This window comes from Bradyrhizobium sp. USDA 3311, assembly GCF_054062495.1.
The window spans coordinates 8001350-8015285 of the sequence record NZ_JBSSFI010000001.1; the positions used below are offsets into that span (position 1 = coordinate 8001350).

Below are 13936 nucleotides of genomic sequence, written 5' to 3' on the forward strand. Positions count from 1 at the left end.
CGCAGCTCTCTCCTCCGTCATTCCGGGGCGCGCCGTCTTCGGCGCGAGCTATGATGCGCAATTGCGCATCTGAGAATCCATCGTGCGGCAGCGCTCGAGGCAAAATGGATTCCGGGCTCGTCGCTTCGCGACGCCCCGGAATGACGGGAGAGAGACCAAACGAAAAACGCCGGAGCGGTTTCCCGCTCCGGCGTCATGTTGGTTCAGGCGCTAAGCCTTACGCCGCGTTGAAGCCGGCGACGGCCTTCACTTCGAGGAAGTCCTCGAGGCCGTACTTGCCCCACTCGCGGCCGTTGCCGGACTGCTTGTAGCCGCCGAACGGTGCGGTGCGGTCGTTGGGCACGCCCTGGAGGTTGACGTTGCCGGCGCGGATCTGGCGGGCGACACGCTTGGCGCTCTCGACCGTGTCGGCCGAGACATAGCCGGCGAGACCATAGGGCGTGTCGTTGGCGATCTGCACGGCGTCGGCTTCGTCCTTGGCGCCGATGATGGTCAGCACCGGTCCGAAGATCTCTTCGCGGGCGATCGTCATGTCGGGAGTGACGTCGGCGAAGATGGTCGGACGGACGTAGAAGCCCTTGTTGACGCCTTCGGGCAGGCCCGGGCCGCCGGCGACGAGCGTTGCGCCCTCGTCGATGCCCTTCTTGATCAGGCCCTGGATCTTGTCCCACTGGCCGCGGTTGACCACGGGGCCGATGGTGGTGCCTTCGGCGCGCGGATCCCCCGCCTTGGTCTTGTCGGCGACGGCCTTCGCGATCGCGGCGACTTCCTTCATCTTCGACAGCGGCACGATCATGCGCGAGGGCGCGTTGCAGGACTGGCCGGAGTTGTTGAACATGTGCATCACGCCGCCGGTCACCGCCTTCGTGAGGTCGGCGCCTTCGAGGATGACGTTCGGCGACTTGCCACCGAGCTCCTGGCTGACGCGCTTCACGGTCGGCGCGGCGCGCTTGGCCACGTCGATGCCGGCGCGGGTCGAGCCGGTGAACGAGATCATGTCGATATCGGGATGCTCGCTCATGGCGGCGCCGACCTCGGGGCCGAGGCCGTTGACGAGGTTGAACACGCCCTTCGGCACGCCGGCTTCATGGAGGATTTCCGCGAAGATCAGCGCCGAGGTCGGCGTAAACTCCGACGGCTTCAGGATCATGGTGCAGCCGGCGGCGAGTGCGGGCGCGACCTTGCAGGCGATCTGGTTGAGCGGCCAGTTCCAGGGCGTGATCATGCCGACCACCCCGATCGGCTCGCGCAGCACCATGGCGGTGCCGACCGGCTCCTCGAAATGATAGTTCTTGAGCACGTCGAGCGTGGTCATGAGATGGCCTAGGCCGGCGCCGGCCTGCAGCTTCTCCGCCATCGGCAGCGGTGCGCCCATCTCGTCGGAGACGGCGGCGCCGATCTCCTTGAGGCGCCCCTTGTAGATCTCGATGATTTTCGTGAGCAGCGCGACGCGCTCCTCGCGGCTGGTCTGGGAGAACGTTGCAAAGGCGCGCTTGGCGGCGGCAACGGCCTTGTCGACATCGGCCTTGGAGCCGAGCGCAACCTCGTACATCGCCTCTTCCGTCGCCGGATTGACCACGGCGGTGGACTTCTTGACGGCGGGATCGACCCAGGCGCCGTCGATGTAGAATTGCATGCGATTGACCATCGTTAACCTCTTCTTGGGGGCATGGTGGGGGCGTTTCGGCAGGCATCCTTGCACGAAAGCGCCGGCAATTGAACCCGCCATATGCGGGGCCAGCGTTGCGGCGGACGGAGGATATATGAGCCGATGGCGGGAACGAGGCAAGGCTCCCTCAGGCGTCATTCCGGGACGGCTCGAAGAGCCGAGCCCGGAATCTCGAGATTCCGGGTTCGCGCTAACGCGCGCCCCGGAATGACGACGTAGTTACTTCCACTACACCGCCATCTTCCGATGCAGCACCGGCGCGCCGGTGGTGAGGCTTTCGGCCGCATCGATGATGGCGTTGGCATCGATGCCGTAGTGGCGGTAGAGGTCGGCGATGCTGCCGGTCTGGCCGAACTGCTCGACGCCGAGCGCCTCGACGCGGTGGCCGCGGACGCTGCCGATCCAGCCGAGTGCGGACGGATGGCCGTCGATCACGGTCACGATGCCGCAGTCGCGCGGCAGCGGTGCCAGCAGCTTCTCGATATGGCTGAGGTGCTGCACGCCGCGCCTGTCACGCCGCAATTTCCGTGCTGCGGTCCACCCCGCATGCAGGCGGTCGGCCGATGTGATCGCGAGCAGCCCGATGTCACGCCGGCTCTCGCCGATGAAGCCGGTCGCCTCGATCGCTTCGGGCGCCATCGCGCCGGTATAGGCGATCACGAGCTCGGCATTGGGGCCCGGCTTGCGCAGCCAATAGGCGCCATCGGTGATGCCCTGCTGAAGCTCCGGCGTCATGATCCGCTGCGCCTGCTCGATGCTGCGCGTCGAGAGCCGCAGATAGACGGAACCGCCCTCGCCCGGATCGCGCTGCATGTGATTGAAGCCCCAGCCCATGATCACGGCGAGCTCGTCGACGAAGGCCGGCTCAAACGAGGCGAGGCCATCCTGCGCCATGCCGATCAGCGGCGTCGCGATCGACTGATGCGCGCCGCCCTCGGGCGCAAGCGTGATCCCTGACGGCGTCGCCGCCACCATGAAGCGCGCATCCTGATAGCAGGCATAGTTCAGCGCATCGAGGCCGCGCTCGATGAAGGGGTCGTAGAGCGTGCCGACCGGCAAGAGCCGCGCGCCGTTGATCTGGTGCGACAGGCCGAGCGCCGAGAGCATGATGAAGAGGTTCATCTCGGCGATGCCGAGCTCGAGATGCTGGCCCTTGGGCGAGGCGTCCCAGTTGTAGGTGGACGGAATTTTCTCGCTGCGGAATAAGTCCGCCTTCTCGGCGTTTGCGAACAGGCCGCGCCGGTTCACCCACGGGCCGAGATTGGTCGAAACGGTCACGTCGGGCGAGGTCGTGACGATGCGCCTGGCGAGCTCGCTGTCGCCGCGCGCGATCTCGTTCAGCACGAGGCCAAAGCCCTGCTGGGTGGACATCTGCGGCGCCGGCTTGAAGGCGAGTTGCGCGGGCACCTCGACCACCGGGGCGGTCAGCCGGCGGCCGTCCTGGTTGAACGGCACGCGCGCAAGGAAGGCATCGAGCTCGGCGGGAGCCAGCGCGAGGCCCTCGTACTTGTCCCACTCGTAGCCGGGGCGGATGCTCTGGCTCTCGCGATATTTCTCCATCTGCGCGACCGTCATCAGGCCGGCGTGGTTGTCCTTGTGGCCCTGGAACGGCAGGCCCACGCCCTTGATGGTGTAGGCGATGAAGCAGACCGGACGGTCGTGGTCGATGGACTCGAACGCCTCCAGCATGCTCGCCATGTCATGGCCGCCGAGGTTCGACATCAGCGCCAGCAGTTCCTCATCGCTGCGCTTGTCGATCAGTTTGGTGATCGGCCCCTGGTCGCCGATCTCGTCGTGCAGATGCTTGCGGAAGGCCGCGCCGCCCTGGAAGCACAGCGCCGCATAAAGCGCGTTCGGGCAATTGTCGATCCACCTCTTCAGCGCCTCGCCGCCGGGCTCGGCAAAGGCCTCGCGCATCAGGCGGCCGTATTTCACGATGACGACGTCCCAGCCGAAATTGCGGAACATGGTCTCGAACTTTTCCCACAGCCCTTCGCGCACGACGGCGTCGAGCGATTGGCGGTTGTAGTCGACCACCCACCAGGTGTTGCGCAGGCCGTGCTTCCAACCCTCAGCGAGCGCTTCGAAAATATTGCCCTCGTCCATCTCGGCATCGCCGACCAGCGCGATCATCCGCCCTTCGCGGCGGTCCTTCATCCAGCCATGCGCCTTGACGTAGTCCTGCACCAGCGAGGCGAACAGCGTCTGCGCGACGCCGAGGCCGACCGAACCGGTCGAGAAGTCGACGTCGTCGACGTCCTTGGTGCGCGAGGGATAGGACTGCGCGCCCTTGAAGCCGCGAAAATTCTCCAGCTTCTCGCGGCTCTGCCGGCCGAACAGATACTGGATGGCGTGGAACACCGGACTCGCATGCGGCTTCACCGCGACGCGGTCCTCAGGGCGCAGCACATGGAAATACAGCGCCGACATGATGGTGGCGAGCGAGGCCGACGAGGCCTGGTGGCCGCCGACCTTCAACCCGTCCGCGTTCGCACGGATATGGTTGGCGTGGTGGATGGTCCATGACGACAGCCACAGCGCCTTGCGGCTGAGGGCGGTCAGGGTTTCGAGGCGCGCGGAATCGACGGGCATGGCGATGCTCCGGAAAATGACGCCCCGATGATACGCCTGCCGGCCCCGCCAAACTTCTCAATTTTTCGCGCCATACCTGCCGATATTGGGATATTTTACCAATCGAATGCCCCCTGACCCAGGTTTCATCCCAATGCCCGAGCTCGACGCCATCGACCGCAAGATCCTCAGCTACCTCCAGAACGACAGCCGGCTGACCATGCAGGAGCTCGCCGACAAGGTCGGGCTCTCGGTGTCGCCCTGCCATCGCCGTGTCAAGCTCCTGGAGGAGCGCGGCGTCATCTCGCGCTATATCGCGACCGTCGACCAGAAGGCGCTCGGCCTGCATGTCAGCGTCTTCATCTCGATCAAGCTGGCGCGACAGAAGGAGGAGGACCTCAACCGCTTCGCGCGCGCGATCTCGAAATGGGACGAGGTGCTGGAGTGCTATCTGATGACCGGCAACCGCGACTATCTGTTGCGCGTGGTCGCAGCCGACCTCGCCTCCTACGAAACCTTCCTGAAGACCAAGCTGACCCGGCTCGACGGCATCGCCTCGATCGAGTCGAGCTTTGCGCTCAGTCAGGTGAAATATTCGATCGCGTTGCCGGTCTGATGGCCCCGCCGGGTTATTTCGGAACCGGTGTCACAAGGGCGCAATAAACCCCGCCGATGGTCACGGGCGACAGGCACCCTGCCGAAAGAAGGACCCATGACCGCATCGGACCGCACCCCTGAAATGGCCAAACGCGAGCGCATCATCCGGGAAATGACCGACGATCTCGACGAAGAGCTGGAGATGGAGCTCGATGACAGCAGGCTCGACGAGCTGCTGGACGAGACCGGCACGCTCCGCCCGACGGTGGATCGCAGGCTCTATTTCCGTGAGCTGCTGCGGCTGCAGGGCGAGCTGGTCAAGCTCCAGGACTGGGTGCAGAGCGAAAAGAAGAAGGTCGTGGTGCTGTTCGAGGGCCGCGACTCCGCCGGCAAGGGCGGCGTCATCAAGCGCATCACCCAGCGGCTCAATCCCCGCATCTGTCGCGTCGCCGCGCTTCCCGCGCCGAGCGAGCGCGAGCGCTCGCAATGGTATTTCCAGCGCTACGTGGCGCATCTTCCCGCCGGCGGCGAGATGGTGCTGTTCGACCGCAGCTGGTACAACCGCGCTGGCGTCGAGCGCGTGATGGGCTTCTGCTCCGAAGATCAGTACCAGGAGTTCTTCAAGACGGTGCCGGAGTTCGAGCGGATGCTGATCCGCTCCGGCATCATCCTGGTCAAGTACTGGTTCTCGATCACCGACGACGAGCAGCAGTTCCGCTTCAGCATGCGCATCAGGGATCCGCTCAAGCAGTGGAAGCTGAGCCCGATGGACGTCGAGGCGCGCAGCCGCTGGGAGCAGTACACCAAGGCCAAGGAGACGATGCTGGAGCACACCCACCTGCCCGACTCGCCATGGTGGATCGTCGATGCCGTGGACAAGAAGCGGGCGCGGCTCAACTGCATCGCGCATTTGCTCAGCCAGATCCCGTACCAGGAGGTCGCACGCGTGCCGGTGGTGCTGCCGCCGCGCATGCGCAACCCCGACTATCACCGCGGGCCAGTTCCGCCGGAGATGTATGTGCCTGCGAAGTATTGAGCGAGGCCCTGCTCCTGAGGCGAGGCGAGCAGCCGCGAGCTCGGTCAACCTCTCCCGCTTGCGGGAGAGGTCGGCGCATAGCGCCGGGTGAGGGTTCTCTCCACACTGGGACTGCCGATGAGGAAGCACCCTCTCCCCAACCCTCCCCCGCAAGCGGGGGAGGGAGCCCACCGCCGTTGCGGCTGCACAGCTACCGCCACGGCTGCACGATGATCTTGGTGTGCGCCTCGGGATTGGCGAGGTCGGCGAAGGCTTTTGCGACGCCGTCGAGGCCGACCTCGGCCGTCACCATGGCTGCGGCGTCCACCTGCCCTTCCGCGATCAAGCGCAGCGAGCTTGCGAACTCCTCCGGCGTGTAGCCGAGCACGTACTGGACGTTGAGCTCCTTCATGATGCCGAGCATGGGCTCGTTTCTGTCACTCTCCATGCAGACGCCGACCACGACGATCCTGGCATCGCGCGGGGCGCCCTCGAACACCTGCTGCAACAGACCGGGCACGCCGACGCATTCGAAGATGATAGCGGGCTTGAGCGCCGGCAGCATCGCCTGGAACGGCGGTCGCGCCGCCTTCTCGGCGTCTGACATCTGCGCGTGCTCGGCCCAGGCCGTGTAGGGCTGCGACACCTTGGGATCGACCACGATGTCGGCGCCGAGCTGAGCTGCGAGCGCACGCCGCGCCGGCGAATAGTCGGCGGCGACGATCGGATGCAGCCCCCTGATCTTCAGCGCGGCAATCACCGCGAGCCCGACCGGTCCGCAGCCGACCACCAGCGGCACCTCGCCGCCGCTGATATTGGCTTTGGCGACGGCGTGGACGCCGACGGCGAGCGGCTCGGTCAGTGCGGCAGGTTCGGGAGCCAGACCGTTGGGCACCTCGAGCAGCAGCGCTTCACTGAGCAGCATCGCTTCCGCATAACCGCCGATATTGTCGTTGGAATAGCCGATGCCCTCGATGCCTTGCGGCGTCACCAGTGCCGGCAGCGAGCAGACATGGGTGCCGGGCTTGAGCTTGCGCCCGGTGCCAGGGCCGTAGTCGACGATCTCGCAGCAGAATTCATGACCAAACACGACGTCGCGGGTAAGGTCCATCGGCTTGCGGCCAACCTTCCGCGCCATCTCCACCATGCGGTGGGCGTGCTGGCGCGCATGCAGGTCGGAGCCACAGATGCCGCAGGCGAGCGTCTTGACCAGCACCTGGCCAGGGCCCGGCTTCGGCTCGACCATCTGGCCAACGACAATCTCACCGTTCCTGAAGATCGCAGCGCGCATCCGGCTCCTCCCGTGTTGTTGGAGGCATTGATAGCACGACGCGCGATGCGCGCACTTGCGTCAGGCGTTCGGCGAACGCTCTTCCAGCACCAGGAGCTGGGCCCGGCGGACGCGCTCGCGATGGGCGATGTAGAGACCGCTGGCGACGATGAAGGCCGCGCCGACGACGGTCCAGACATCAGGCACCTCGCCGAAGATGAAGAAGCCGAGAATGCTGACCCAGAGCAGCTGCGTATAGGAGAACGGCGCGAGCACCGAGGCGTCGCCGTAGCGATAGGCGAGCACGACGATCCACTGGCCCGCGGTGGAGGCGACGCCGATAAAGATGCCGAGCGCGATCGCGGTCCAGGACGGCGTGACCCAGACGAACGGCACCATCGCGGTCAGGATCGCAAGACCGGTCAACGAGGAATAGGCCATGGTGGTGATGACCGCTTCGCGGCCGCTCATCATGCGCGTCAGGATCAGCGTGCCGGCCCAGCAGGCCGCTGAGACCACGGGGAAGAACGCCGCCAGATGAAACGCGCTGGTGCCCGGCCGCAGGATGATGAGCACGCCGATGAGACCGAGCGCGGTCGCAAACCAGCGGCGCATGCCGACCTTCTCGCCGAGGAAGACGATCGAGAGCGCGGTGACGAACAGCGGCGCGACGAAGCCGGTAGCGGAAGCTTCCGCGATCGGCAGGAAGCGCAGGCCGGTGATGAAGAACAGCGAGGAGCCGAGCAGCGCCGCACCGCGCATCACGTGCAGGCCAAGGCGCTGGGTGCGCATCGCGTAGAGCGGCGAAGCCGGCAGCATCACGGGCGTGAACATCAGCGCGAAGGTGAGGAAGCGGATCCAGGTGATCTGGATCGACGGCAGGCTGGTCGAAAGATATTTCGCGGTGATGTCGGAGCAGCCGAGAAACACCGTCGACAACAGGATCAGCGCGATGCCCTTGAAGGGATGATCGACGCGCGCAGGTGCGCGGCGGCCGACATGCTTCTTCTCGGGCATGGACACGGAAATACTGTCGAGCCTTGCGGCTGCGGCTGGCGGCGGGGTCACGGCTGGAACTCGGGAAAAATGCGAATCGAGCGCTCGTAAAAAACGACAAATGCGCCGCGTTCACAACTTCCGAAAACAGGATGCCGATATGCGCTGAGGGCTGCGCGCGTCAATACTCCATTAAGAATGCGCGCTTGCTGCACTACAGCATGGGCAGACCTCGCGGCTTCGGACCGCGCGGAAACGCCGCATCCAGTGCCGCAATCTCCTCTTTCGTCAGCACGAGATCGCCGGCAGCGGCATTTTCGCCGGCATGTTCCGCCGACGACGCCTTCGGGATCGCGAACACCGTAATCGCACGGGTGAGGAAGCTCAGCGCGACCTGACGCGGTGTCACGCGCCGCGCCTCCGCGATGCGCGCCAGCACGGCGCCGCCCTTGCTGTTGCCTGCCGGAAAATCGTCATGGCCGAACGGCGAATAGGCGACGACCGCGACGCCGTGCCGCTCGCACCACGGAATCACGGCATGCTCGATCGCGCGTTCCTTGAGATGATAGAGCACCTGATTGCAGGCGATGCGGCCCTCGCCCGCGACGTCGAGCATCTCGTCGAGATCGTCGACATCGAAATTGGAGACGCCCCAGGATTTGATCTTGCCGGCCTTCACAAGTTCCTCGAACGCAGCGACGGTGTCTTCGAGCGGATAGGAGCCACGCCAATGCAGAAGATAGCAGTCGAGGCGATCGGTCTTGAGCCGCTTCAGCGAGCGTTCGCACGCCGTGATGGTGCTGCGGCGCGAGGCGTTGCTCGGCAGCACTTTCGAGACGAGGAACACCTCGTCGCGCCGGCCCGCGATCGCGTCCGCAATGACCAGCTCGGCATCGCCGTACATCTCGGCGGTGTCGATATGGGTCATGCCGAGATCGAGCCCGCGCTGAAGCGCCGCGATCGCGCGCTTGCGATCGCCATGATCGAGATACCAGGTGCCCTGCCCGATGACGGAGACGTTGGCACCGGTCTTGCCGAAGGGGTTTGTGTTCATGTGCGGTCCGATCTTCGATATTCATGTCGTCCTGGCGAAAGCCAGGACCCATTAGCACAAGGAGGTGTTGTTGCAGTAGATGGTGGCCCCAGCGTGCCTTCGCCACGCTGACCGGGATAATGGGCCCTGGCTTTCGCCAGGACGACGATGGGGAGCTAGCTTGCGCAATGCATCAACATCGTCATAGCGAGCGCAGCGAAGCAATCCGGGCTGTCTCCACGGAGAGACGCTGGATTGTTTCGCTGCGCTCGCTATGACGATGGAAAGAGCCGACCGCTAACCCGCCGCGCCGGCCACCTTGGCCTGCTTCACTGGCGCGACCTCCGTCGTCGCGATCAGGCGCTTCAGCTCGGGGATGCAGGAGCCGCAATTGGTGCCAGCCTTGAGCCTGGCGCCGATCTCGGCCGTCGTGCGCGCGCCGCTCGCGATGGTGTCGCAGATGGTGCCGCGGCCGACGCCGAAGCAGGCGCAGACGATCGGGCCGGTCGCGGCGGCGCCTTCGCCGGACTTGCCCGACAGCAGCATGCGGCGCTGGTCGTCGGTGACCTGATCGGCCACGAACAGGCTCTTCACCACCTCCCAGTCGCCGGCATCATGGGCGGGTCCGACGAACAGGCAGGTCTCGATGCGATCGCCCGCGAACGAGGCCGCACGATAGACGCCGCCGCCGAAATCGCGGTACTCGGCGACATCCTCGCCCGCGACACCCTCGAGCCAGGCGGGCCAGCGCGACAGGTCGGCATTGTCGGCGAAGAGATAGCCGAAGCCGCCGCTGACCGTGACCCGCGTCCACAGCAGATTGGGCGGCAGGTCGAGCTGTTTGCGCGACAGCGCGAAGCCGCGGAAGACGTATTCATAGGGCGCGATCGCGGCCGGCGTCGCCTTGGATTCCGGCTGGCCCGAAAACGGGTCGGTGAAGGACTGCACCAGCGCGCCGACGCGGCCGTGCGAGGCATTCATCGCGCTCCAGTGGATCGGCACGAACAGCGTGCCGCGCTGCTGCCGATCGCTGACGACCACCTTCAGGATGCACTGCCCGTAATCGGTGGTGATGCGGGCATAGCCGTCATGGGCGATGCCGAATTTGCCGGCGTCGTCGGGATGGACCTCGACGAACGGCTCGGGCAGATGCGCGCCCAGCCGCTGGCTGAGGCCCGTGCGCGTCATGGTGTGCCACTGGTCGCGGATGCGCCCGGTGTTAAGCCGCAAGGGGCGCGACGCACCGGTCTCGCTACGCAGCGCCGGCACCTCCGGCGCGACGAAACGGCCTTTGCCGTCATTGGTGAAGAAACCACCGCTCGCAAAGAAGCGCTCGCCGGGCGCCCCGCCTTCGCGCACCGGCCACTGCACGGGCTTCAAGGCGTCGAAGGCCTCGTTCGATAGCGAGGTCAACGCGCCGATGTCGAAATCGCGGCTGCCATCGTTCTCGAACGCCGAAAGCGCCGCGTGCTCGCGGAAAATATCGGCGGCGGATTTGTAGTCAAAACTGTCGCCGAAGCCGAGACGTTTGGCGGTCTCGCTGAGAATCCACCAGTCCGGCCGCGCCTCGCCCGGCGCCGGCAGGAACGAGCGCTGGCGCGAGATGCGCCGTTCGGAGTTGGTCACCGTGCCCGACTTCTCGCCCCAGGCGAGCGCGGGCAGCAGCACGTGCGGGCCGGCTTCGACCGTGTCGTTGGAGAGCACGTTCTCGGAGACCACGAACAGCTCGAGCTTCTTCAGCGCCTCGCGCACGAAGTCCGCGTCGGGCAGCGACACCGCGGGGTTGGTGCCCATCACCCACAGCGCCTTGACCTCACCGCGGTTGATCGCCTCGAACAGCTGCACCGCCTTCAGCCCCTCATGGGTAGCGATGCGCGGTGCCTTCCAGAACCGCCTGACACGGTCGATGTCCGGCGGCGTGAAATTCATGTGCGCGGCGAGCTGATTGGCGAGGCCGCCGACCTCGCGGCCGCCCATCGCGTTGGGCTGGCCGGTGAGCGAGAACGGCGAGGCGCCCGGCTTGCCGATGCGGCCCGTGGCGAGATGACAGTTGAGGATCGCGTTGACCTTGTCGGTGCCCTGCGCCGACTGGTTGACCCCTTGCGAATAGAGCGTGACGACGCGCGGCGTGTCACGGAACATCTTGAAGAAGGTCGCGACGTCCTGCTCGGAGAGGCCTGTGGCCAGCGCGGTCGCAGTGACGCTGCCGGCGATGTTGCGCGCGCGCACCAGCGCGTCGTCGAGGCCCGACGTGTTGCTCGCGATGTAGGCCTGGTCCAGCGCGCCGCTGTCGGCGAGATGGACGAACAGGCCCGAGAACAAGGCGGTGTCGGTGCCGGGCTTCAGCCCCAGGAACAGATCGACGTCGCTCGCGGTGTCGGTGCGGCGCGGGTCGATCACGATCATGCGGGCGCCGCGCTCCTGCCTGTTCTTCAGCATGCGCTGGAACAGCACGGGGTGACACCACGCCGCGTTCGAGCCGACGAAGACCAGTAGGTCGGCCTGGTCGAGATCCTCGTAGCAGCCGGGCACGGTGTCGGCGCCGAAGGCGCGGCGATGGCCGGCGACCGAGGACGACATGCAGAGCCGCGAATTGGTGTCGACATTGGCGGTGCCGACAAAGCCCTTCATCAGCTTGTTGGCGACATAGTAATCCTCGGTCAGGAGCTGGCCGGAGAGATAGAACGCGACCGCGTCGGCACCGTCGCGCGCCGCGATGTGCTGCATGCGGTGGGCGACGTGGTCGAGCGCATCGCTCCAGGCAACGCGCTCCAGCACGCCCTTGCAGCGGATCATCGGGTAAAGCAGCCGGCCCTCCAGCCCGACGGTCTCACCGAGCGCCGAGCCCTTGGAGCACAGCCGGCCGAAATTGGCGGGATGATCGGGGTCGCCGGCGATCGCCGCGCCGCCCTTGCCGTCCGGCGTTGCGAGCACGCCGCAGCCGACGCCGCAATAGGGGCAGGTGGTCTTGGTGGTCCGGAGCTTCGGGTCGATCGCCGTCATATCGAGCTGCCTTGTCAAGCCGCCTTGGAAGGACGCGCGAGCGCGCGGCCGAACATCATGTCGGTACGGATCGCCGCCACCTTGTCGCGGTTGCGGATCAGCTCGAGGTACCAGAGCGCATCGACGGTATCGCCGATCAGCACCGCGCCGGTGAGCCGGCCGTCGGCGATGACGAGCTTCTTGTAGGTGCCGCGCCTGCGGTCTGACAGCACGAGGCTCTCGCTGCCCTCCCCGCCCATGAAGTCGCCTGCGGAGAACACGCTGACGCCCGAGACCTTCAGATTGGTCGAGACCACGCTGCCCTGATAGGCGGCGGGCCGGCCGGCGAGATGCCGCGCCAGCACGCGCGCCTGCTCATAGGCCGGCTCGACCAGGCCATAGCAGGTGCCGCGATGCTCGGCGCATTCGCCGAGCGCGAAGATGTCGGGTGACGCCGTCTGCATGACGTCGTTGACCACGATGCCGCGGTTGACCGCGATACCGGCGTCCTTGGCCAGCGCGACATTGGGCCTGATGCCGGCGGCAAAGATCACGGCATCGGCCTCGATGCGGCTGCCGTCGGCAAGCTCGACCGCCTCGACGTGGCCGTCGCCATGGATGCACTTCGTGCTGGCATTGAGCAGGATGCGGATGCCCTTGCGCTCGACCAGCGTCTTGAGCAGATCGGCGGCCGGCCCATCGAGCTGGCGCTCCATCAGCCGGTCCATCAGATGCAGCAGCGTCACCGGGGCGCCGGCCTTGGCAAGTCCATAGGCCGCCTCCAACCCGAGCAGACCGCCGCCGACCACGACGACCCGCTTCTTCGCCGCCGCAAGCGTCAGCAGCAGGTCGACGTCGCGCGTGTCGCGGAACGTGTGCACGCCGGCGAGATCGGCGCCCGGCACGTTGAGCCGCAGCGGCGTCGATCCCGTGGCGAGCACGAGCTTGGAATATTCCATGCTCTCCTCACCCTCGATCTTGAGCTCGCGGCGGCCGGTGTCGATCTCGGTGACGCGGTAGCCGTAGCGCACGGTGACGCCGCGATGGCGCCACCAGTCGGCCGGCCGCAGCTCGATCTCGTGCGAGCCGGTCTCGCCGGCCAGCACGGAGGAGAGCAGCACGCGGTTGTAAGCGAGCCTCGGTTCATCGCCGATAACGGCAACCGCGTAGCGGCCAAGCGAAGTCTTGGCGAGCTCGTCGACCAGACGCGCGGCCGCCATACCGTTACCGACGATGACCAGCGGTTCACTCACAAGGCATCTCCTATTCGGCGGCCTGCGCCTGAGCGCCATAGGCCTCGGAAATCATGTAGCCGGACAGCACGCCGTAGGCGTCGGTCCAGGCCGTGGCGAGTTCGGGCGTCCAGGCCTCGCCGAGACCCTTCTCCAGGGTCCACAGCAAGGTCGCGCCGACCACGGGATAGTGCTCGGCCTTGGCGCCGTAGGCGACGTGGCGCTTGGCGAGCGCCGACGCCGCGGGAAGAATCGAGTCCAGGTTCGACAGGCCGCCGACGACGGCGGCGAGCATGCCCATCAGCTTCTTGCGCTGCTCGGTCATGTCCTCGGGAAACATCGCGCGTACGGACGGCGCCACCTCGAACAGGCGATCGTAGAACAGCACCGCGGCGGTCTCCGAAATCGGCGCGACCTTGGCGAAGCTCTGCTGGATGAGGGTAATCTGTTCGGGCGTCATGATGTTCTCCTGTCTGTTTCGGTCTGCCTTTGTCCGCGTCGTTGCGAACAAGGTTCATGGGTCAAACGTCATCAGAGAGTCTTCTCCCCGCGTACGGGGAGAAGCGAGATT

At 66.0% G+C, this 13936-nt stretch carries 10 protein-coding genes; 2 read left to right on the plus strand and 8 right to left on the minus strand.

Going from position 1 to position 13936, the window contains the following annotated elements:
* Nucleotides 1-217: 217 nt before the first annotated feature.
* Together ACVWW6_RS38150 and ACVWW6_RS38155 are read right to left on the minus strand one after the other, a co-directional pair.
* Nucleotides 218-1648: an aldehyde dehydrogenase family protein gene (locus ACVWW6_RS38150; protein ID WP_161535906.1), complete on the minus strand. Its 1431-nt coding sequence runs from the start codon at nucleotides 1646-1648 to the stop codon at nucleotides 218-220.
* 249 nt (nucleotides 1649-1897) lie between these two features.
* Nucleotides 1898-4261, minus strand: coding sequence for a transketolase (locus tag ACVWW6_RS38155; RefSeq protein WP_456682569.1), 2364 nt, complete (start codon nucleotides 4259-4261; stop codon nucleotides 1898-1900).
* 133 nt (nucleotides 4262-4394) lie between these two features.
* On the opposite strand from ACVWW6_RS38155, the gene ACVWW6_RS38160 reads away from it, so the two are divergent.
* Both ACVWW6_RS38160 and ppk2 read left to right on the plus strand, forming a co-directional pair.
* Complete coding sequence (locus tag ACVWW6_RS38160; protein ID WP_027546512.1) at nucleotides 4395-4856, plus strand: Lrp/AsnC family transcriptional regulator; 462 nt, start codon at nucleotides 4395-4397, stop codon at nucleotides 4854-4856.
* Between the two features lie 96 nt (nucleotides 4857-4952).
* Nucleotides 4953-5873, plus strand: a complete 921-nt coding sequence (gene ppk2, locus ACVWW6_RS38165) for a polyphosphate kinase 2 (RefSeq protein WP_028174795.1) — start codon at nucleotides 4953-4955, stop codon at nucleotides 5871-5873.
* Nucleotides 5874-6063: 190 nt separating this feature from the next.
* Here the strand turns inward: ppk2 and ACVWW6_RS38170 are convergent, their stop codons facing one another.
* The 6 genes from ACVWW6_RS38170 to ACVWW6_RS38195 all read right to left on the minus strand — a co-directional run bounded on the left by ACVWW6_RS38170 (nucleotide 6064) and on the right by ACVWW6_RS38195 (nucleotide 13825).
* Nucleotides 6064-7143, minus strand: coding sequence for a zinc-binding dehydrogenase (locus ACVWW6_RS38170; RefSeq protein ID WP_456682570.1), 1080 nt, complete (start codon nucleotides 7141-7143; stop codon nucleotides 6064-6066).
* Nucleotides 7144-7203: 60 nt separating this feature from the next.
* Entirely contained in the window at nucleotides 7204-8145 is a 942-nt protein-coding gene (locus ACVWW6_RS38175) for a DMT family transporter (protein ID WP_028174794.1), read from the minus strand.
* A gap of 187 nt (nucleotides 8146-8332) precedes the next feature.
* Nucleotides 8333-9172, minus strand: a complete 840-nt coding sequence (locus ACVWW6_RS38180; RefSeq protein ID WP_456682571.1) for an aldo/keto reductase — start codon at nucleotides 9170-9172, stop codon at nucleotides 8333-8335.
* Nucleotides 9173-9448: 276 nt separating this feature from the next.
* The gene (locus ACVWW6_RS38185; protein WP_456682572.1) at nucleotides 9449-12154 is read right to left on the minus strand and encodes a nitrate reductase; all 2706 of its coding nucleotides are present in this window, start codon (nucleotides 12152-12154) and stop codon (nucleotides 9449-9451) included.
* A 14-nt stretch (nucleotides 12155-12168) separates the two neighbouring features.
* A complete protein-coding gene (locus tag ACVWW6_RS38190; protein ID WP_456682573.1) occupies nucleotides 12169-13386 on the minus strand; it encodes an NAD(P)/FAD-dependent oxidoreductase in 1218 nt (405 codons plus the stop codon).
* A gap of 10 nt (nucleotides 13387-13396) precedes the next feature.
* The gene (locus tag ACVWW6_RS38195) at nucleotides 13397-13825 is read right to left on the minus strand and encodes a globin family protein (RefSeq protein ID WP_011085591.1); all 429 of its coding nucleotides are present in this window, start codon (nucleotides 13823-13825) and stop codon (nucleotides 13397-13399) included.
* Nucleotides 13826-13936: the final 111 nt, after the last annotated feature.